General features: G+C 65.0%; 17 protein-coding genes. 8 read left to right on the forward strand and 9 right to left on the reverse strand.

Annotation, left to right across the window (positions count from 1 at the left end; all coding sequences use genetic code 11):
• Window positions 1-42: 42 nt before the first annotated feature.
• Complete coding sequence (locus ICL81_RS10615; protein WP_251382106.1) at window positions 43-642, forward strand: HdeD family acid-resistance protein; 600 nt, start codon at window positions 43-45, stop codon at window positions 640-642.
• 85 nt (window positions 643-727) lie between these two features.
• On the opposite strand, the gene ICL81_RS10620 is transcribed toward ICL81_RS10615, so the two are convergent.
• Genes ICL81_RS10620 through ICL81_RS10635 form a run of 4 tightly spaced genes read right to left on the reverse strand, consistent with a single transcriptional unit; the run spans window position 728 to window position 3,369 of the window.
• Window positions 728-1,339, reverse strand: a complete 612-nt coding sequence (locus tag ICL81_RS10620) for an SseB family protein (protein WP_188034856.1) — start codon at window positions 1,337-1,339, stop codon at window positions 728-730.
• 29 nt (window positions 1,340-1,368) lie between these two features.
• Window positions 1,369-1,989 carry an energy-coupling factor transporter transmembrane component T gene (locus ICL81_RS10625; RefSeq protein WP_188034857.1) on the reverse strand — a complete coding sequence of 207 codons (621 nt, stop codon included), beginning with the start codon at window positions 1,987-1,989 and terminating at the stop codon, window positions 1,369-1,371.
• Window positions 1,986-2,684, reverse strand: a complete 699-nt coding sequence (locus tag ICL81_RS10630; protein WP_188034858.1) for an ABC transporter ATP-binding protein — start codon at window positions 2,682-2,684, stop codon at window positions 1,986-1,988. Before ICL81_RS10630 ends, ICL81_RS10625 begins: the two co-directional genes overlap by 4 nt.
• Before the next feature lie 4 nt (window positions 2,685-2,688).
• Window positions 2,689-3,369 (reverse strand): biotin transporter BioY, encoded by a 681-nt coding sequence (locus ICL81_RS10635; protein WP_188034859.1) that lies wholly within the window; start codon window positions 3,367-3,369, stop codon window positions 2,689-2,691.
• A gap of 119 nt (window positions 3,370-3,488) precedes the next feature.
• On the opposite strand from ICL81_RS10635, the gene ICL81_RS10640 reads away from it, so the two are divergent.
• Entirely contained in the window at window positions 3,489-4,082 is a 594-nt protein-coding gene (locus ICL81_RS10640) for a TetR family transcriptional regulator (RefSeq protein WP_188034860.1), read from the forward strand.
• Between the two features lie 399 nt (window positions 4,083-4,481).
• On the opposite strand, the gene nucS is transcribed toward ICL81_RS10640, so the two are convergent.
• Both nucS and ICL81_RS10650 read right to left on the reverse strand, forming a co-directional pair.
• Window positions 4,482-5,174 (reverse strand): endonuclease NucS, encoded by a 693-nt coding sequence (gene nucS, locus ICL81_RS10645; protein WP_188034861.1) that lies wholly within the window; start codon window positions 5,172-5,174, stop codon window positions 4,482-4,484.
• 17 nt (window positions 5,175-5,191) lie between these two features.
• Window positions 5,192-6,553 (reverse strand): MATE family efflux transporter, encoded by a 1,362-nt coding sequence (locus ICL81_RS10650; RefSeq protein WP_188034862.1) that lies wholly within the window; start codon window positions 6,551-6,553, stop codon window positions 5,192-5,194.
• A 125-nt stretch (window positions 6,554-6,678) separates the two neighbouring features.
• On the opposite strand from ICL81_RS10650, the gene ICL81_RS10655 reads away from it, so the two are divergent.
• Both ICL81_RS10655 and ICL81_RS10660 read left to right on the forward strand, forming a co-directional pair.
• Complete coding sequence (locus tag ICL81_RS10655; RefSeq protein WP_188034863.1) at window positions 6,679-6,867, forward strand: hypothetical protein; 189 nt, start codon at window positions 6,679-6,681, stop codon at window positions 6,865-6,867.
• 128 nt (window positions 6,868-6,995) lie between these two features.
• A complete protein-coding gene (locus ICL81_RS10660) occupies window positions 6,996-8,996 on the forward strand; it encodes a M13 family metallopeptidase (RefSeq protein ID WP_188034864.1) in 2,001 nt (666 codons plus the stop codon).
• Window positions 8,997-9,475: 479 nt separating this feature from the next.
• Here ICL81_RS10660 and ICL81_RS10670 read toward each other — a convergent pair whose 3' ends face one another.
• Both ICL81_RS10670 and ICL81_RS10675 read right to left on the reverse strand, forming a co-directional pair.
• Window positions 9,476-9,733 carry a hypothetical protein gene (locus tag ICL81_RS10670; protein WP_188034866.1) on the reverse strand — a complete coding sequence of 86 codons (258 nt, stop codon included), beginning with the start codon at window positions 9,731-9,733 and terminating at the stop codon, window positions 9,476-9,478.
• Between the two features lie 100 nt (window positions 9,734-9,833).
• Window positions 9,834-10,673 (reverse strand): TipAS antibiotic-recognition domain-containing protein, encoded by an 840-nt coding sequence (locus ICL81_RS10675; protein WP_188034867.1) that lies wholly within the window; start codon window positions 10,671-10,673, stop codon window positions 9,834-9,836.
• A 624-nt stretch (window positions 10,674-11,297) separates the two neighbouring features.
• Between ICL81_RS10675 and ICL81_RS10680 the strand changes: the two genes are divergently transcribed.
• A complete protein-coding gene (locus ICL81_RS10680) occupies window positions 11,298-12,467 on the forward strand; it encodes an acetyl-CoA C-acyltransferase (protein ID WP_188034933.1) in 1,170 nt (389 codons plus the stop codon).
• Between the two features lie 65 nt (window positions 12,468-12,532).
• On the opposite strand, the gene ICL81_RS10685 is transcribed toward ICL81_RS10680, so the two are convergent.
• Complete coding sequence (locus tag ICL81_RS10685) at window positions 12,533-13,810, reverse strand: MFS transporter (protein ID WP_188034868.1); 1,278 nt, start codon at window positions 13,808-13,810, stop codon at window positions 12,533-12,535.
• 254 nt (window positions 13,811-14,064) lie between these two features.
• On the opposite strand from ICL81_RS10685, the gene ICL81_RS10690 reads away from it, so the two are divergent.
• The 3 genes from ICL81_RS10690 to ICL81_RS10700 all read left to right on the forward strand — a co-directional run bounded on the left by ICL81_RS10690 (window position 14,065) and on the right by ICL81_RS10700 (window position 19,834).
• Window positions 14,065-16,263 (forward strand): ATP-dependent Clp protease ATP-binding subunit, encoded by a 2,199-nt coding sequence (locus tag ICL81_RS10690; protein WP_188034869.1) that lies wholly within the window; start codon window positions 14,065-14,067, stop codon window positions 16,261-16,263.
• Between the two features lie 95 nt (window positions 16,264-16,358).
• Window positions 16,359-16,814 (forward strand): hypothetical protein, encoded by a 456-nt coding sequence (locus tag ICL81_RS10695; RefSeq protein WP_188034870.1) that lies wholly within the window; start codon window positions 16,359-16,361, stop codon window positions 16,812-16,814.
• A gap of 86 nt (window positions 16,815-16,900) precedes the next feature.
• Window positions 16,901-19,834 carry an adenosylhomocysteinase gene (locus ICL81_RS10700; RefSeq protein ID WP_188034871.1) on the forward strand — a complete coding sequence of 978 codons (2,934 nt, stop codon included), beginning with the start codon at window positions 16,901-16,903 and terminating at the stop codon, window positions 19,832-19,834.
• Window positions 19,835-19,837 lie beyond the last annotated feature (3 nt).

Consider the following 19,837-nt stretch of genomic DNA (forward strand, 5'->3'; position numbering starts at 1 on the left):
CCCCAACCGTGAGGCCTGCAAAGCATTCAAGAGGAGAAACCCTTGACTCAGAACCAGCTTCCGTTTGCTGCAAAGGCAACCGACGCGACCCGCATCATGTTTGGTGTTGGCGGTCTGGTTGCGGCTGTGCTCGGCCTGCTCATCCTGATCTTCCCGGGTAAGTCGGCAAGCTTCACCGTCAGCGTTGTCGCGGCAATCGTAGCCGCATACGCGTTCGTCGCTGGTGTTGTCTACCTCGGCGGTGCAATCTTCAGCCGCACCAAGGGTGGTTGGGCACGCACCGGGCACATTCTGCTCGGCCTGCTCTACATCATTGGCGGCATCGTCATGGCCGTGAACCTCAACACCACCGGCGCAGTGCTCGCACTCTTCCTGTCGATCACGATCGGTGTGCTGTGGCTCATGGAGGGCATCATCGCGCTCACCATGCTGAGCAAGATTGAGGGCAAGAAGCTCTGGACGATCATCTACTCGATCATCAGCATCCTCGCTGGCCTCACCCTGATCCTGTCGCCCCTCATGGGCGCAATCACCCTCTGGTGGCTCATCGGTATCTCGATGCTCGTGCTCGGCATCATGCAGATCATCCGCGCATTCACCATCAAGACTCCTGCCGACGCAGTCGAGCAGCTGATGCGCTAATACCGCTGAACAACGGCGAACGGGCCGGGCAAGGGAGCAATTCCTGCCCGGCCCGTTCGCGTTGGTGCGTGGGGCGCGGATCCGCCTACTTCATCGCCTCAAGCGATTCGGCCGTGATCTCCTCGTCGCTGTGCGCGAGGGTGATGTACTTGCGCAGCAGCACGAGCGACGCCGAGGACTTATCGAACTCGGCCGCAACGAAGCGGTCAGAGTGGATGAGACCGAGCGCATCGCGTGCGGGGAGCACGGCGCCCTTGACCTCGCTGCGCTTGTGCTCTGGCGTGAGCGCGCGGAGCTCGGCGAGCGACGTGAAGAGCGGGAGCACCAGCTGACCGCGAGTGGAGCGGATCGTGCGCACGCGAGGTCCGCGGCGCTTGCCGCCGGTGCCGCTCACGTCTGCGACAAGGTATCCCTCGCGGAACGAGTTCAGCAGCGCCGCAAGGTGCTCGTAGTCGGGGGTCGCGTGGAACGCCGTGAGCGCCTCGCGGGCCGCGGTGTTCTCGTAGTCTTTGTGGACCTCGGCCGGGATCTCCGGCTCTTCGGGGGCGCCGTCGGTTGCCTCGGTGTCGGCCTCAGCGTCAGCCTCGATGACGGTCGTCTCGACCGCGTCCGCCTGCTCCTCGACGGGTGTCTCAGCGGCTGCCGCGACGGGAGTCTCGTCCTGGGGCTGGTCCTGCGCCTGATCCTGTGATGCCATGCGTCTAGCCTACGCGCCCGCTGCTGCGATCACGCTCGATCCGCCTCATCGAGCCCGCGCGCAGCGAGCGCCTCGCCCGTGCGCTCCGCCTGTGCCACCGCGCGCAGTACGAACGGGACGAGCCTGGCCCGAGGGCTGCGCTCTAGGCCGCGTGCCCTGGCGGCATCGGCAGTCTCGCGACCAACCTCCAACATGGACGGAATGGCGCGGATCGCAAGCGAAAACGTGAGCGCCACCCGGTCCGGGCGCACGCCAAAGATCCGCAAAGGCCCGAGCGCCCAGGTGAGGGTCTCGAGCATGTCGGCCGCCGACGTGCTCGCCGTAAGCGCGCTCGCCGCAAGGATCAGCGCGAAGAGCCCGCCGACCACGTCGAAGGCGTGCTGCCAGTCGCTCTGCCAGAGCTGGAACGCGAACAGCAGCACCGCCACGATCGCGAAGCCGCGCGCGACGCGCAGCAGCCCGCGGCCACGCAGGCCAGCGAGCAGCGCGAGGGCGATGCCGAGCGCGAGGGCGATCGCGGTCGGGATGACCCCCGAAGTCGCGATGACCGCGACGGAGAAGCCGATGAGGCCGAGGAGTTTCGCGCCGGGGCGCAGGCGGTGCAGGGGCCCGCCACCGGGGATGTACGCCCCCAGAACCGCGGTGCTCACCCTGCCAGCTCCCGGTAGTGCGCGATCGCTTCGGTAGGGGGGCCGTCGAAGGCGATCCGCCCATCGTGCACGACCAGGGTGCGCTCGGCGCGGGCGGCGAGCTCGAGGTTGTGGGTGACGATGACGGTCTGCTGGGGGAGCGAGCAGAGTAGGTCACCGATCATGCGGGTGTTGCGCAGGTCGAGGAGGGTGGTTGGTTCATCCGCGACCAGTACCGCGGGGTCGGTCGCGAGGACCGATGCGAGGGCGACGAGCTGGCGCTGGCCGCCGGAAAGCTGGTGGACGCTGCGGTCTGCGAGATCCGCGAGCCCGAAACGGTCGAGAACGGTGCGGGCCGCAGCGAGCCGATCCGCCTTCTGCTTGTGCTCGCGGCGCAGCGACAGCGCGATGTCCTCGATGACCGTGGGCATGATGAGCTGGGCTGCGGGATCGGTGAACGAGAACCCGACCGTGCGACGGACGGCGGATCCCTTGCGAGCCGTATCCAGCCAAGCGTTGCTCACAGGATCGAGCACGAGGACACGGCCGGTATCAGGGACAACGAGGCCGTTCATCATGCGCGCGAGCGTCGATTTGCCCGAGCCATTCAGGCCAATGATCGAAATGAGCGACTCCGAAAGTCGCAGGCTGACGGGTTCGAGGATGATCCCCGACCCGTCAGGCCTGCGGACTTCAGCGTTCTCGAAAACAATCACCGAATTAGGCTACCGGCTGAGCCTTGCGGCGGACCGGCAGGATCTGCGGGAACGCGCGATGCACGGCGGTTGCCACAATCGCGACCAGGATGTTCTTAATCACATCGCCAGGCCAGAACACGAGGTCGGCCATGAACGCCTGCTGGAGCGTGAGATCGAGCACCTTCGACATGCCCAGAATGCCGAGCGGGTGAATGAACACGAAGCTGCTCGCAAGGCCGGCGACGAAGATGAGCGGCAGGCTCGCGGCGATCTTTGCGCGCGGCAGGCGCTCGACGATGAAGCCTGCGAGCAGGGCGGTGAAGGGGAAGGCGATGAGGTAGCCAACCGAGGGGCCGGCGAAGACTGCGGGGCCGGCTGATCCGCCGGAAAAGACCGGGATACCAATCGTGCCGAGCGCGAGGTAGAGGAGGACCGCGAGGAAGCCGCGGCGTGCGCCGAGCACGGCACCAGCGAGGATGACGCCGAACGTCTGCAGCGTGATCGGCACCGGGCCAACGTTGAGCGCGGGCAGCAGCGCGCATGCCGCGATCACGGCCGCGAACGTCGCAATCAGCGCGATGTCGGTGCCGGGCTTGCTCCGCTTGGTGGCCGAGCGCTTGGTGGCCTTGCAGGCTTCGTTATTGGCGGATCCCTGCTCCTGCTTCGGCAGTTCTGGGATCTGAGTGGCCTCTGCAGGCGTCATGGTATTTCCTTCGGTCTTGCATGGTGATCGTAGCTTGGCGAGCTGAGTGCGCTCGCCGCCGCGATGAACCTGAACAGTGTTCTGGTGAACAGTGTTCAGGTTAGTCATAAGATGGTGCCATGCGCAACAGCCGTGCCGACGTCGTAGCCGCTGCGCTGCGCGTACTCGACGAGCACGGCCTCGAAAACTGCTCGATGCGCCGGGTCGCATCTGAGATCGGGGTGCAGGTCAGCGCGCTCTACCATCACGTGCCGAACAAGCAGTCGCTGCTTGCCCTGATGGCTGACGAAATCGTCGCCGGAGTGCTCCACTCAGCAACCGTGCGTGCGGCGGCGGGAAGCGATCCGCTCCCCATGGCGCGTGCCATCTGCCTTGCCCTGCGCGATGCGCTGCTGGCTGTGCGCGACGGCGCTGATGTCGTCGCGACCGCTAGCGCGTTCCACACTGGGACCATCGCGATCGAGCAGCGCCTCACCGAGCTCGTCGGCCCCGACGGTGCCCGGACCCTGCTGCTGTTCTCGTTCGGTCATGCACAGTCGACCCAGACCTACCTGCAGGCGGCCGAGTTCGGCGCACTCATTGCGGGGGCTGGTGCCGCTGGCTCGCTCGAGGCCGACCCTGCCGGTCCCGCTAGCGGGCGCGGATCCGTCGCAGAGTCCTTCGCCCGTGGCATCGACATTATCCTCACGGGCATCGGCGCGGAGCGCTCCTAAGCTCTCGCCTCCCAGCCCTCGTCTTAAAAAACGACCGTCGTTAAGACGAATCTGCAGATTTTCATGCTGATGACGGTCGATTTGCAGACCCAGGCAAGACGCCCGCCGAGCCTCTCGCTCTGTGACGCCACAGCTCACTGAATCCCAGCCCAAACATGCCACAGGCAAGGGCGGACGCAAGGCCGCCCGCGGCAGCCCAACAGGCAGCACAGGGCCATTCCTCAGGCATGCCCCAAAGCAGCTCACTTGAGCCAAAACCACTGAGCCACGGTCAGAAATCGCAACCTCGGTAAGACCAAATCAGCGATTTTGGGCATACCGAAGCGCGATCCCATACCGAAGCGAAACAAAACTCTCAGCAGAGATAGAAAAGGAAGCCGCGCAGCGGCCGCCCCGCGCTTAGAACAGCGCGTTCACGTCTTCCTGCCCGCGCATCGCCTCGTAGTCGAGCACGACGCAGCGAATGCCGCGGTCCTCGGCGAGCGTGCGCGCCTGAGGCTTGATTTCCTGCGCCGCGAAGACGCCCTGCACGGGCCGCAGGTTCGGGTCGCGGTTCATGAGCTCGAGGTAGCGGGTGAGCTGTTCGACGCCGTCGATCTCGCCACGGCGCTTGATCTCGACAGCGACTGATGCGCCCTCGCCATCACGAGCGAGGATGTCGACGGGGCCGATCGCGGTCATGTACTCGCGGCGCACGAGGGTGTGGCCGTCGCCGAGCAGGTCGATCTGGCTCGCGAGGAGTTCCTGCAGGTGTGCCTCGACGCCGTTCTTGATGAGGCCGGGGTCGATACCGAGGTCATGCGACGAGTCGTGGATCATCTCGTAGATCGAGACGATGAGCTTGTCAGCGGTTTTCTTGTGGGTGACCTGCCACTGCTCGATCACGCCGACCTCGCGTACGCCTTCGTCGAGTTCGAGGGTCTGCATGGAGCAGGGAGGGCTCATCCAGTTGAGGGGTTTGTAGGATCCGCCGTCCGAGTGAACGAGGATACTTCCGTCACCCTTCAGCATGAGCACGCGCTTAGCGCGGGGGAGATGCGCGGACAGTCGTCCCGCATAATCAACAGAACAATCAGCTACCACGATTCGCACCGAGCCAGTGTAACTGGTTATGCGCCGAGAACCATCCACCGATCGCTGCGTGCGCGCAATCCGAGTGTGGTTGCGCGCGCGAGCATGAGTACGACCATGAACGCCGCGGTGATTCCGACAAGGGCGGCGGATCCCGCAGGCAAGAACACGGTAGCCGCCCAGAGAAAGGGCAGGTAGAAAGCGAGATTCGCGAGGCTGGTCCACGCGAGGTACCTCGCGTCGCCCGCGCCCATGAGTACGCCGTCGAGCACGAACACGAAGCCGCTGAGTGGCAGCGCGATCGCGAGCGTGATGAGGGACGGCGGCAACAGCTCGCGCACGGCGGGGTCGTTCGTGAAGAGTCCGCCGAGTACGGGGCTCACGGCAATGAGCAGCAGGCCAATAACCACGCCGCAGATGACACCCCAGAAGAGGGTGCGCTTGACGATGAGGCGGGCACGATCCGCGTTCCGTGAGCCGAGTGCGTCACCGACCATCGCTTGGGCTGCGATCGCGAGCGCGTCGAGCGCGAAGGCTGCCGTCGAGAAGATGGTGAACACGATTTGGTAGGCCGCGGTGGCCTCGGTGCCGTGCTGGGTCGCGGCGAAAACGGTTGCAAGGAGCGCAGCGCGCAGCCCGAGCGTGCGGATGAATAGCCAACCGCCACTGCGACCCGCGTGACTGAGCCCGTCGCGCTGTGGGAAGAAGCCAGCGCCGTGCTTCCGTGCGTGACGCGAAATGACCGCCAGATAGCAGATCACCATGCCCCACTGGGCGACGACGGTGCCCCACGCGCTGCCCGCGACACCGAGTCCGAGACCGTAGATGAACCACCAGTTGAGCAACGCGTTCACGGCGAAGCCGACGGTCGCGACGACGAGTGGGGTCTTGGTGTCTTGGAGCCCGCGCAGCAGACCAGACGCCGCAAACACGACGAGCATCGCGGGGATGCCGAAGCAGGAGACGGAGAGGTAGATCCGCGCATGTTCTGCTGTCTCACCTGAGACGCCGAAGAGCGACACGAGCTGGGGTGACAGGATCCACATCACGGCGCCAACGACCGCGCCGAGCGCGAAGGCGAGCCAGAGACCATCGATGCCAGCCTGGACCGCACCCTGCAGGTTACCTGCCCCACGGCGGCGCGCGACGATCGGGGTTGTCGAGTACGCGAGGAAGATCATGAGACCGACCGCGGTCTGCAGGATCGCGGCCGCAACCGCGAGGCCAGCGAGCGGCGATGCGCCGAGATGACCCACGAGCGCGGAATCCACAATCAGGAACAACGGTTCCGCAATGAGCGCGCCAAGCGCCGGAATCGCCAGGTGCGCAATGCCGCGATCAATCGTGCGGCGGGACGGCAGGGGCGGAGGCGGCGTCTGGGACACAGCAGATGCGGACATGCTTTCAGGGTAGTCGCGAAGCGTGATCCGCCGCCCGATTGCACCAGAGGGGGTGCGGATCGTGCCCAAACGCGCGAACATGGGTAGTAACCGAATCCAATCAGTGAAGATCTGGAGGAAACGCCATGAGTATGAATGAAAAGCGTGAGCATGAAGCGCACGTAGGGCATGGGGACGATCACGACTCCGATCCCGCGCACACCCCCGGCGCTGGTTGGGGCGAAGAGGGCGGGGCGTCCCACCTTGGGCCCGCGACGAATGTTCCGGCGCTCGACCCTGACGCGTTCACCAACGAAGACGAGACTGACAAGTAGTTCACCGTGCTGAGCCCACCTCGGCGCACTGCTGCGGGTGGGCTCAGTGCTGGGCGCGCGCTGTGACGCGCTTGCGCCCTCGGCGATCATCTACCGCAATGTCAGTGGTGCTCTGTAGTCTGAAACGCATGAGCAACGCAGCAAACGGCCCCTTCGTATCAGGCATCGACCTCGCTGAGCTCGATGCTGCCGTCCGCCCGCAGGACGACCTGTTCCGCCATGTCAATGGCAAGTGGATGAACCGCACCGAGATCCCAGCAGATAAGGCACGGTACGGCTCGTTTGCTGTACTCGCCGAGAACGCTGAAGAAGCAGTGCGTGAGATCATCACCGGCACGCCTGCACCCGCGCCAGGTACGCCAGCAGAGACCGAAGCTGACAAGGTCGCTGCGCTCTACGCAAGCTTCATGGACACCGAGCGCATTGATGCGCTTGGTGCAGAGCCGATTCGTGCAGACATTGAGCGTGCGCTCGCCGTCGTATCGGTCGACGAGCTCATCGAGGTCACCGCGCAGCTTGAGCGCGCTGGCGTCGGTGGCTTCTACGGCATGTTCATCGACAACGATCCGGGTGACCCCTCGCGCTACATCACCTTCGTGATGCAGGGCGGCATCGGTCTGCCTGATGAGTCGTACTTCCGCGAGGAGCAGTTCGCTGAGATTCGCGACCAGTACCGCGCGCATATCTCGCGCATGCTCGGCCTCGCTGGCGTTGCAGACGCTGACCGCCTGGGCGGTCTCGCGTACGAGCTCGAGGCACGCATCGCGGCTTCGCACTGGGACAAGGTCGCGAGCCGCGATATCCAGAAGATGTACAACCTGCGTGACTTCGCCGGCCTGCAGGAGCTGACCCCCGGTCTCGACTGGACCGCATACCTCGCAGCCATGGGCGCACCCGAGTCGGCATTTGCCGAGGTCGTCGCAGCACAGCCCGAGGCCCTCGCCGGTCTCGCCGAGCTGCTCGCTGGCGCACGCGACAACGCTGACGAGCTCGAAGCATGGCGTGCATGGCTCGTCTGGCAGATCGTGCGCGGATCGGCTGCCCTCCTCTCACAGGAGATCTCGCGCGCAAACTTCGACTTCTATGGCACCGCACTCACCGGTGCGCCCGAGCAGCGCGAGCGCTGGCGCCGCGGCGTCTCGTTCGTTGAGGGCGCGATGGGTGAGGCTGTCGGCCGCATCTACGTCGAGCGTCACTTCGACGAGCGCGCAAAGGCTGCAATGGACGAGCTCGTTGCGCACCTCATCGAGGCGTACCGCGACTCGATCACCGACCTTGAGTGGATGAGCCCCGCTACCCGCGAGCGCGCACTCGAGAAGCTCGACAAGTTCACTCCGAAGATCGGTTACCCCGTAAAGTGGCGTGACTACTCGGCGCTGGTCGTCGACTCGGGTGACCTCATCGGCAACTCGCGCCACGTCTCCGAGCAGGAGTTCGTGCGCGAGCTCGGCAAGATTGGCAAGCCCATTGACCGCGACGAGTGGTTCATGACCCCGCAGACGGTGAACGCGTACTACAACCCGGGCTTCAACGAGATCGTATTCCCCGCTGCAATCCTGCAACCCCCGTTCTTCGATGTCACGTGGGACGCTGCGACGAACTTTGGCGCGATCGGCGCGGTCATCGGTCACGAAATCGGCCACGGCTTCGACGACCAGGGCTCGCGCTACGACGGCGACGGCAAGCTCACCGACTGGTGGACCGAAGACGACCGCGCAGCATTCGAGAAGCTCACCGGCGCACTCATCGGCCAGTACAACGAGCTCTCGCCCGAGGGCGCTGACGGCCAGAAGGTCAACGGCGAGCTCACCATCGGCGAGAACATCGGCGACCTCTCGGGTCTCGAGATCGCGTGGAAGGCGTACGTTCGATCACTCGGCGGCGCAGCATCACCCGTCATCGACGGTCTCACCGGCGCAGAGCGCTTCTTCCTCTCGTGGTCGACCGCGTGGCAGCAGAAGTCACGCCCCGAAGAGACCGTGCGCCTGCTGACGATTGACCCGCACTCGCCGAATGAGTTCCGCTGCAACCAGATTGTCGCGAACCTCGAAGCATTCCACGAGGCGTACGCGACCAAGCCCGGCGACAAGCTCTGGCTTGACCCCGAAGAGCGCGTCAGCATCTGGTAATTCTTCGTCTGGTCTCGCTCGTGCGCATGCGCGCTAGTGGGTGAGGCCTAGACGCGGCAGTGGCCCGGACACTTGATTGTGCCCGGGCCACTGGTGTTTATAGGTCTCGATTTCGCCGGGCTGGAGTTAGTTGTCGAACTTCACCTGGTTGGTGTCCGCGGATTCATGGAGAAGACGGACTACACGTACTTTGGGTTTTGCGCATTGGTAAAAGGCGAGGTGCCTGGGGCGTCCAACTTTTCTCACGCCGCGTCGTACCCTAGAACGACAAGTTCGCAGATGTAGCGTCCGTGCTCCGACGGCCAGGTCACCCCGGTCACGGGTGCCCAGTGAAGTCGGGCCATGCTGAATCTGTTTGAGAGTGACGATGATGAGCGCTTCGTAGGCGACTCGAGCATCGGGGCCAAAGCTGTTATTGGACCACGCCAGGGTTTCAAGAATGTCACGGCTGGCTTCGCGCGTGATTGAGAAAGAGAAACTCACGCTATTCGCCGTGTGGCTCGTTCTGCCGCGATCTGTCCGAGTCCGTGAATGTAGGCATCGATATCCTCCGGCGCGATTTCGACTGTTTCCCCGCGATCCAGTTGTGCGATGCCCAGGTTGATTGCAGCCTTCAACGCCGCATATCGAGCTTCATCCGTTTCGACTTTTGTGAAAAGCGACGGAGTTACCTCAGGACGAGGCTCGCTTGGCAGCGCACGGGCGGCTTCAAGGGCTTCTGCGAGGGTCGTTTTCATGCCGCCAATTTTACGTTGGCGCCGTTCAAGAGGAAAGAATGATCCCGAAAATCCGCTCGTTGGTAGCCATCCTCAATCAGGACCGTCCCAAATCTGAGATTTAGCGCAGTCCTGCCTCAACGAAGGCGACCAGAGCGCTTCGCACGAACTCGGCGCCCTTCGTGCCACCGTAGTTCGCGGCAAAGCGATCATCGGCGACGTACATTTCGGCGAGGCCGAGCACATACCCGCGGAGGTCGCCCTCGGGATCTGCCGACGGTGTTCCGGGCACGCTGCGGAGCCACGCAACATGACGGGCCGCCAACGCTTGGCCGACCTGGCCTAGGGGGTCTTCGCCGCGTTCCGCGGCTGCCGTCCACTCGCGCGACAGCTCAGCTACCGCTGCCTGCCACTCGGTCTGGTCGCGCTTCGAGAGCGACCGCCACCACGCATCGCTCTGCTGATAGGCGGCAGCGCCCCAGCGCTGCTCCACTTCTTCCTTGTGGACCGCGGGGTCAAAGCCCTCGAACATGTTCTCTGCCATGAGGTTCATCTCCTGAATATCTGGCTGTGAAGAAGACGGCTGAGCCCGTGACGCCTTGCGGCTGAGCGCAGCAATCGTGCGCTGCACCGAGCCAATCTGTGCAGCCACCCGATCGCGCTCGCGTTCGAGCAGCACGAGGTGTGACTCGAGAATCTCAACCTCGGCCGGCTTCTTGTCTGGGCGCTGGCTTGTCTGCGCATCCTGCGCCGCAAGCACCTCGCCTATGGCTTCGAGGCCGAGTCCGAGCTCTTTGAGCAGCAGGATCCGCTGCAGCCGCAGCAGCGCCCGGTCGTCGTAGAAGCGGTACCCGTTCGTGCCGATGCGGCTCGGCTCGAGCAGGCCAATCGCGGCATAGTGTCGCAGCGCGCGCGACGTGGTGCCGGCCGCGCGTGCGGTCTGCTGGATCGAGTACTCCATGGTGCTGCCTGCTTCTGCCTGTGGCTATTACTGTCTTCTGGTGAACGGTTGCTCACCACAGTTCACGTTAAAACTTGACGCTACGTCAAGGTCAAGCGCGAATTGAAAGTGTTTTCGTCGCAGAACCAGCCAACTCTTTCTCCCCGGTAAGAAAAAGGGCCCTCGGTAAGACCTAAACGGACAAATGCGTCTTACCGACGCTCGATTGCATACTGAAGCTAAATAGCGAGAGGCAGAACCCAGTAAGGCAACTACTTCAATGGCAAGGTTGGCCAGCAATGCCAACCGCGGCAGCCTGAATTAAGGTGCCACCCGACTGGGATGACAAGAATTGGGGCTGCCGCGGGTGGCCGCTCGGCCACCCTTGCCTGAGGCCAGTTGCCTTTCGCCGGAGATATGCTTTCGGCCGTCAAAATGCAGAATTCGCCGCCAAACAACATATTGATGGCAGATCACATATCTACGGCAAATAGTGGGTCGGAGGGGAGAAGGGAGCGGAAGCCCGCACCATTGCACACCCGCGCACCCCCAACATGGGCAAACCGTGCGTGCGCGCACGCCCAGAACCCGGCAAGATGGTGGGGTCGCCGTGTGAGCGGATCCGCGGCAGTGAAGGAGACGATGATGTCGGCGCTGATCGTGGGCTACGCCCGCACCCCGTTTACGAAGTTCACCGGCCAGCTCGCGGCCCAGCCTGCGACGGCACTCGGTGCACACGCGACCGCGGCGGCGCTCGAGCGCGCTGGCATCGCACCCGACCAGGTCGATCAGCTCGTTGCTGGCCAGGTGCTCCAGGCAGGCGCAGGCCAGAACCCCGCTCGCCAGACCGCTATCGGCGCGGGCATTCCGCTGAGCGTTCCCGCGATCACGGTTAATGCGGTCTGCCTCTCGGGCACCGAGGCTGTCTCGCAGGCGGTCCGCCTCATCAAGGCTGGCGAGGCTGATGTCGTCGTGGCCGTCGGCCAGGAATCGATGTCGCTCGCACCCCACACCATCGCACTACGCGCTGGCGTGAAGTTCGGCCCCGGCACCCTCGTTGACACCGCCGAGCACGACGGGCTCACCGACGCATTCAGCAAGACCGCGATGGGCGCGCTGACCGAGTCGGGCAACGCCGATCGCGACCTCAAGCGTGACGAGCAGGACGCGATCGCAGCCCGCTCGCACCAGCTCGCAGCGGAGTCAGAAGACTTCCTCGCTGGTGAAATCGCGCCCTTCACCGTGAAGTCACGCCGCGGAGACCAGGTTGTCGCCACCGACGACGGCATTCGCGCCACCACCACGACCGAATCGCTCGCTGGTCTGCGCCCCGCGTTCGCGGCAGATGGCACGATCACCGCGGGCAACGCCTCGCAGATCACTGACGGCGCAGCTGCGCTCGTCATCGTGAGCGAGGCCGCAGCTGCGCGCCTCGCGCTGACCCCGCTTGCTCGCGTCGAGGCAACCGCGTTCGTCGCGGGCCCCGATACGCACTTGCATTCGCAGCCTGCACAGGCGATCCGCGCCGCGCTTGCGAAGACCGATGCGGCTGCAACCGATCTTGCGGCCGTGGAAATCAACGAGGCATTCGCGGCAGTTTCGGTGCAGTCGGTGCGTGACCTTGGCATCGATGCCGACATCGTGAACCGTCACGGTGGTGCGATCGCGCTCGGCCATCCGATCGGCGCATCTGGCGCGCGGATCGTAGGTACGCTCGCCCGTCAGCTCGCCGAGCTCGGCTCCGGCTCGCTCGGTGCGGCAGGCATCTGCGGCGGTGGCGGCCAGGGCAGCGCGGTCATTCTGCGCGCGGTCTAAACCTCAGCAAGCACAAAGGGGCGGGCGTCCGGTATTCCAGACGCCCGCCCCTTTGTCTACCCGAACTACGCCTGCACGTCGTGTGCGCGGCCGAAGACCATCCGCTCGCGCATGAGCGACAGGCCCGCCGCGGTCTGAGTGAGCGTCGCGAGGAGTACGACGATGAGGGGCAGCCACCAGTTGCCGCCCACCTGGAATAGCCAGCCGAACAGCACGGGCGCGACGCCCGCGATGAGGTAGCCGAGTGACTGTGACATGCCTGAGGTCGCGGCGGCGACGTTGGCATTGCCCGAGCGCTGCACGACGAGGGTGAGGGCGACGCTGAGTGATGAGCCGGTCATGAATCCGCTCACTGCGAGCAGCGGCACGAAGATGCCGGGCGCCCCGATGAAGCCGAGGGCGCAGAGTCCCATGATGAAGGGCAGCAGCGGCGGATAGATCTTCCGCAACTTCCCGCGCCAGATGAACGGCGTGACGAACGAGCCGATCATGCCGCTCACGTGGTAGACCATGATGTGGGCGCCGGCCGCGATCGCGGTCGTGCCGCGCGACATGTCGACCGACACGAGCCAGGTTGCCCACGTGTAGAACGTCGCTGACTGGCAGCCCATGTAGATCGCGATCGTCCACGCGACCCGGTCGGTCCAGACGCGCAGTCCAAGCTTTGACTGTGGAACGGCGGATCGAGCAGCACCGGCAGCGGCAGCGTCGCGATCCGCGCCCTCGCTCTTGGTCCGTACGCGCGACGCGATGACCCACAGAATGAGCGCGGGGAACGCGAGCAGGCCTGTCGCGAAGAGGCCGATGCGCCAGCCAAGCGGTTCGCCGCCGGCCGGGGTGAAGTGGGAGATGGGGGCGACGATTCCCGCGCCGATGGCCGCGGCACCGCTGAGGAGGGCGGAGTAGATGCCCATCATGAGCGGGACGCGGGGCCCGAAGTCGCGTTTGATCGTCGCGGGGAGGAGGACGTTGCCGACGGCGAGGGAGGCGCCGAGGAGGACGGTTCCGGCCCAGATATTGATGGGGGAGCCTGGCAGTACGCGCCACACATTTGCGAGCGTGAGGGCGAGCAGTGCCCAGCTCACCGCGCGGTCGATGCCAACCTTTGCGGCGAACGACTGTGCGAGTGGCGAGAACGCGGCCCAGCTAAACAGCGGGATAGACGCGAGCAGTCCCAGTACCGCGGGGCTGCCACCCTCGGTCGCGGCAATCTCGTCCAGCAGCGGGCCGACGCCCGTGATGGTCATGCGGAGATTCAGCGCAACGAGGCAGACTGCGGCGATGAGTAAGACCCAGGTTGCTCGGCTGTGAGTCGGGGTCGGAGTGGGGGCCGCGTTTGTCATAGACGGCCACTCTATCTCGAATGTGTGTTGTGAACAGGGAGTGTTGAGCGGCGCGGAACAGCGCCTCCAATTTGGGCTTGCGAACCCGGCCGTAAGGGAGTTAGCTCATAGTGAACAGGTGGCAAATGATGCCCTCCGACCTGGCATTTCTGCTCACGGTTCGCTAAACTTGAGTCAACTAAGCTCAACTTTGAGCACACGCGCTGTTTTGGCGCGATCCGCCCGCAGAAACACGACAGCAACGAAGGAGCGACATGCAGGCAAATTGGACCCCGGCCCAGGGCGAAGAGGGCCAGAGCGCACTCGAGCAGTTCGGCGTGAACCTGACGGAGGTTGCACGCTCGGGCAAGCTTGACCCGGTCATTGGTCGCGACGCCGAGATTCGCCGTGTGAGCCAGGTGCTGACCCGCCGCACGAAGAACAACCCGGTGCTGATCGGTGAACCCGGTGTCGGTAAGACCGCCGTGGTTGAGGGGCTTGCCCAGCGCATCGTTGCTGGTGACGTCGCCGAGTCTTTGAAGGACAAGGAGCTCATCAGCCTCGACATCTCCGCGCTCATCGCCGGCGCAAAGTACCGCGGTGAGTTCGAAGAGCGCATGAAGGCTGTGCTGCAGGAGATTAAAGAATCCGACGGCAAGATCATCACCTTCATTGATGAGCTGCACACGCTCATGGGTGCAGGCGGCGGGGAGTCCTCGGTCGCGGCATCGCAGATGCTCAAGCCCATGCTCGCCCGCGGAGAGCTGCGCCTCATCGGTGCGACGACCCTCGACGAGTACCGCGAGTACATCGAGAAGGACGCCGCCCTCGAGCGCCGCTTCCAGCAGGTGTACGTTGGCGAGCCAGCGGTCGAAGATACCATCGCGATCTTGCGTGGTCTGAAAGAACGGTACGAGGCACACCACAAGGTGACGATTGCCGACTCGGCGCTCGTCGCCGCCGCTTCGCTGTCTGACCGCTACATCACCTCGCGCCAGCTGCCTGACAAGGCGATTGACCTGATCGACGAGGCTGCGTCGCGCCTCCGCATGGAGATCGACTCGGCCCCGATGGAGATCGATGAGCTGCGTCGCGCGGTTGATCGCCTGAAGCTCGAAGAACTCGCGCTTAAGAAGGAGAAGGACGACGCCTCGAAGGAGCGTCTCGCGAAGCTGCGTGCTGACCTCGCAGTGAAGGAGACCGAGCTCAGTGGGCTCGAAGCTCGTTGGGAGCGTGAGCGCGCCTCGCTGAACCGCGTTGGTGAGCTGCGTGAGCAGCTCGACCGCATGCGCATGGACGCCGAGCGCGCCCAGCGCGAGGGCAACCTCGAGCGTGCGTCGAAGCTCCTGTACGGTGAGATCCCCGTCATTGAGAAGCAGCTGGCTGAGGCCGAGCAGGCAGAAGCCGCTGACGCCATCGATGGCGAACCGCGCATGGTGAACGACCAGGTCACTGACGAAGACATCGCCGGCGTTGTCGCTGCGTGGACGGGTATTCCCGTCGGCCGCCTCATGCAGGGTGAAACTGAGAAGCTGCTCGCGCTCGAGTCTGAGCTCGGCAAGCGTCTCATCGGCCAGACCGACGCGGTCACCGCGGTGGCTGACGCCGTGCGCCGTACCCGTGCTGGTATTGCTGACCCGAACCGGCCGACCGGATCGTTCCTGTTCCTCGGCCCCACCGGCGTCGGCAAGACCGAGCTGGCCAAGGCGCTCGCGGAGTTCCTCTTCGACGACGAGCACGCCATGGTGCGCATCGATATGAGCGAGTACGGCGAGAAGCACTCGGTCTCGCGACTCGTTGGTGCCCCTCCGGGGTACGTCGGGTACGAACAGGGCGGCCAGCTCACCGAGGCTGTGCGCCGCCGGCCGTACTCGGTCGTGCTGCTCGACGAGGTCGAGAAGGCACACCCCGAAGTCTTCGATGTGCTGCTGCAGGTGCTCGACGATGGGCGGCTCACCGATGGTCAGGGTCGCACGGTCGACTTCCGCAATGTGATCCTGATCCTCACGTCGAACCTGGGCAGCCAGTACCTGGTCGATCCCGATCTGCAGTGGGCTGAGAAGGAAAGCGCCGTTCGGGAGACCGTGCGCCGCGCTTTCAAGCCCGAGTTCATCAACCGTCTCGACGAGATGGTCATCTTCCACCCGCTGTCGCGCGAGAACCTCGCGCAGATTGTCGGGCTGTCGGTCGACCGTCTCCAGTCGCGACTGGCGGATCGTCGCCTCACCGTCGGCGTCACCCCGGCTGCGCGTCAGTGGTTGGCGGATCGCGGCTACGACCCCGTCTACGGCGCTCGTCCGCTGCGCCGCCTCATGCAGACCGAGATTGATGACCGCCTCGCGCGGGCTATCCTCTCGGGCACGGTGCACGATGGCGATGCGATCCGCATGGATGTCGCGGCCGACGGCAACAGCCTTGAGCTCCACAATGAGGGAGCTCCGGTCGTCGGTTCGAGCTTCGGCGAGGACTGCTAACCGCACGAAAGTAATGTAGGTAAGCGGAGCACAGTGGTGGGTCCGGTGATCGCACCGGACCCACCACTTTCTGTTTTCAAGTTAGGAGACCTCGTATGCCAAATACGCCGTATCTGAGTGGAACAGAACGCACTCGCATGCCGGCCAAGGTCGCTGCGGGCCAGATCGGCTGGGTGCTGGGGCAACGCGAGTGCTCAGCGTCCGAGGTTCAAGAACGTGACTTGATGGTTCGTGACGGAAATCTGAGAGTGTTGCGACTCTTGCCTGCACACGGCAATGACTGGCCACTATGGGAACGTGGTCTCGGCCCTGTGGAGCCCGCTGACGTCGGGCTGAGCGAATCGCTCGCGAGTGAGCTGAGGCACTGGGGGAGCCAATGGCAGCGAGCTGCAGATGCGGAGCTCGACGATGCTGACCAACTCAGCGAGGCACAGTTTCTTGATCGGGAGTGGTTTGTCCAGGGCGAAGACCTCTGCGAATTCCTTGCGGTAGAGGTTTGGGAACGCGCAGCTGTCGTGCCCGAGTTCCGGAGCTATTGGGGCGAGTTTTGAACGCCCCGGGGCCCAGCGCGGTGTAGCAAATGCTGCCCGGCTGAGCGCACAGCACGAAGCGGGACTCACCCTGAGACAATAGAGGGGTGAGTCCCGCTTCTGATGTGTACCGTGCCGAGCGACTGGTCGCCCGGTTTAACCGTTCAACGAACCGTTTGATCGCAGGCACCCGCATGGGTGTCATGCCTGATCCGGCAGCGCCCGAAATGACCGCGACGCTGCAGCAGATGCTCGCGGGCATGGGCGCGCGTGTGACAGTGCTTGAGCAGGGCGCTCCCGTGCCAGGCGACGTTGAGGTCGTGTTCGCGGCAGACGTTGCAGCGCTGCCCGCAGGCCAAGAAGCCGGCCCGATCCGCATCGCCGAGGGCGCAGCCCTGGTCGGCCCCGCGGCCACAGCAACCGAGGGTGACTCGCTCGCGAAGCGCGGTGCCGCACGGATTGAGTGGTCGCACCAGTACATGCCCATCACGCGTGAACTCGCAGAGGAGTTCGCGGTGAGCGGCGCCCTGCGCGGAGTACGTATCGGCGTCGTGCTCGTGCTCGAGCCCAAGACCGCGGTACTCGTACTTGAACTTGCTCGCGCCGGCGCAGATGTGCGCGTCTTCGCGCCAGCAAACGAGGTTGATCCCGAGGCGGCAGCAGCCCTGCGCGCCCGCGGCATCGTCGTGCTCGCGAGCGACGACGCCGACGCAGAACACGAGGCAGAGCAGGCGCGCGACCTCATCCGCTGGCAGCCACAGCTGCTCATCGACGACGGCGCTCACCTCATTCGCCTCGCGCACCTCATGCCCGAGGCGCGCGCCTCGCTCCGCGGTGCGGCAGAGGAGACCACGAGCGGTGTACGCCCGCTCCGCCACATGCACGCAGACGGCGAGCTCGAGATTCCCGTTGTTCCCGTGAACGACTCGGCAGTGAAGACCCTCTTCGATAACCTGCACGGCACGGGCCAGACCTGCGTCTTCGCAATCGTTGACGAGCTCGAAACCCTCCGCGCGATGCGTCCGGTACCCCAGACAGCAGACGCGACCTGGCTCGTGCTCGGCTACGGCCCGGTCGGTGCAGGCGTCGCCCGTCACGCCCGCGCCCTCGGTGCGAAGGTCATCGTCGCAGAACTCGATACCGTTCGTGCCCTCACCGCTGAAGCCGATGGCTACGACGTCGCGCTCGCCGCAGAGGCAGCCGCGATTGCCGACGTGATCGTCTCGGCGTCTGGCGTTCGCGGCACGGTCGACCTGCCCCTCGCACGTCACGCTCGCCCCGGCACGATCTTCGCGGTCGCTGGCGGCGTTGACGCCGAGATCGATTTCGAGGGCCGCGCCATGCACGACCTCACACCCCAGATCAGCACAGTTGACGTTGGTGCTGCGGGATCCGCGCACGAAGTCATCATCCTGGCCCACGGTTACGGGGTGAACTACACGGCGAGCGGCGGCAACCCCATCGAGATCATGGACCTCTCGTTCGCCGCCCAGCTTGCCGCGCTGCGCCAGCTCCTCGACATGGGGGCGCTCGGTGACGCGAAGCTCGCGCCGGGCATCTTCCCGCTCTCGAGTGATCAAGAGCAGCGCATCGCACGCCTCGCGCTCGCGACCCACGGCAGTACTGTCGACACGAAGAACGCCGCCCAGGCGCACGCCGCCGCTGATTGGCGCCGCCAGCGCTACCAGGCCCAGGCTGCCCCGAGCGAGACGGGCGCGGATCGCACCGCAGCACCAGAGCAGGCCGGCAAGCCCGCGAAGTTCATCGAAACCCCGACGGTCACGGTTTACAGCGCTGACCTGGTCATCCCGGTGACCGGCCCACGTATTGTGAACGGCGCCGTCGCCGTGCGCGGTGACCGCATCATGCACGTTGGCGACCGCGGCTGGGTCGTGCAGTCGCTGCGCGATAACGGCATCGACTTTGCGGAAGAGCACTGGGACGGCGTGCTCACGCCCGGTCTCGTGAACGGCCACACACACCTGCAGTACACGAGCATGGCTGAGGTTGCGAAGCGCACCTACAATGGCTTCGACGACTGGGCGCTCGCGTTTGACGCGATCTACGACCATCAGGTGCACGACTGGGCTGCCTCTGCAGCGCAGGGCGCGCGCCTCGCGCTCGCGAGCGGTACGACTGCCGCGGCAGACGTTGTGACGGATACCTCCGCGGCGACCGCCCTGCACGACGCCGGCATGCACGGCATCGCGTACTGGGAGGTCATGGGCTGGAGCAACGACGAGTGGCAGCAGACCGGCCGCGACCAGACAGCGCTGCAGCTCGACACTATGCCCGCGACCCCAGGCGTCGGCGTCTCGCCGCACGCGCCGTACTCGCTTGAGGTGCAGCCGCTGCTCGACGTCCCCGACCTCGTACGCGGCCGCGGAATGCGCCTGCACATCCACCTCGCTGAAGCGCACATGGAGCTCGAACACCACTCGAACCACGATGAGTGGGCAGAGCTGGGCGCTGAGAGCTTCCGCGCGCTGCGCAACCGCGGTGTCGGTGTGAGCTCGACCCAGTTCGTCGATCATCTCGGCGTGCTCGGCCCCGATTGTCACATCGCACACGGCGTCTACATGACTGACCGTGACCGTTCGCTCCTGCGTGCCCGCGGCACCTCGGTCGCGCTCTGCCCGCGCTCGAACGAGGTCATCGGCCTCGACATGCCTCCCGTCGCCGCCTACCTGCGCGAGGGGAACCTCATCTGCGTCGGCACTGACTCGCTGTCTTCCTCGCCGTCGCTTGATCCGCTCGCTGACGTCGAGCTGCTCTACAAGATTGCGCGCGAGCAGGGCTACGGCGATCACGATCTACACCAGCGCCTGTTCAACGCGGCGACCCTCGGCGGCGCGACAGCCCTCGGTCTCGGCGTTGGCCCACAGCGGATCGGGCAGCTCGCCGTCGGCGCCCTCGCCGACCTCGCGTTCTTCGACATCGACGCTTCTGACCCCGATGCGGCTCTCGCGGAGCTCGTCGAGGCAGGTGCTGGCACCTGCCGCCGCACGATCGTTGCCGGCGTTGAGCGGTTCCGCGCGTAGCGA

Origin of the sequence: Leucobacter sp. cx-328 (assembly GCF_014530035.1) — a bacterium.
In the GTDB taxonomy this organism is placed as follows: Bacteria; Actinomycetota; Actinomycetes; order Actinomycetales; family Microbacteriaceae; genus Leucobacter.

Coding starts and splice junctions, on each gene's coding strand:
- ICL81_RS10660 (WP_188034864.1), top strand. CDS start 6,996: ATGAGCAACGCAGCAAACGGCCCCTTCGTATCAGGCATCGACCTCGCT.
- ICL81_RS10670 (WP_188034866.1), bottom strand. CDS start 9,733: ATGAAAACGACCCTCGCAGAAGCCCTTGAAGCCGCCCGTGCGCTGCCA.
- ICL81_RS10620 (WP_188034856.1), bottom strand. CDS start 1,339: ATGGCATCACAGGATCAGGCGCAGGACCAGCCCCAGGACGAGACTCCC.
- ICL81_RS10680 (WP_188034933.1), top strand. CDS start 11,298: ATGTCGGCGCTGATCGTGGGCTACGCCCGCACCCCGTTTACGAAGTTC.
- ICL81_RS10685 (WP_188034868.1), bottom strand. CDS start 13,810: ATGACAAACGCGGCCCCCACTCCGACCCCGACTCACAGCCGAGCAACC.
- ICL81_RS10690 (WP_188034869.1), top strand. CDS start 14,065: ATGCAGGCAAATTGGACCCCGGCCCAGGGCGAAGAGGGCCAGAGCGCA.
- ICL81_RS10640 (WP_188034860.1), top strand. CDS start 3,489: ATGCGCAACAGCCGTGCCGACGTCGTAGCCGCTGCGCTGCGCGTACTC.
- ICL81_RS10650 (WP_188034862.1), bottom strand. CDS start 6,553: ATGTCCGCATCTGCTGTGTCCCAGACGCCGCCTCCGCCCCTGCCGTCC.
- ICL81_RS10635 (WP_188034859.1), bottom strand. CDS start 3,369: ATGACGCCTGCAGAGGCCACTCAGATCCCAGAACTGCCGAAGCAGGAG.
- ICL81_RS10675 (WP_188034867.1), bottom strand. CDS start 10,673: ATGGAGTACTCGATCCAGCAGACCGCACGCGCGGCCGGCACCACGTCG.
- ICL81_RS10655 (WP_188034863.1), top strand. CDS start 6,679: ATGAGTATGAATGAAAAGCGTGAGCATGAAGCGCACGTAGGGCATGGG.
- ICL81_RS10695 (WP_188034870.1), top strand. CDS start 16,359: ATGCCAAATACGCCGTATCTGAGTGGAACAGAACGCACTCGCATGCCG.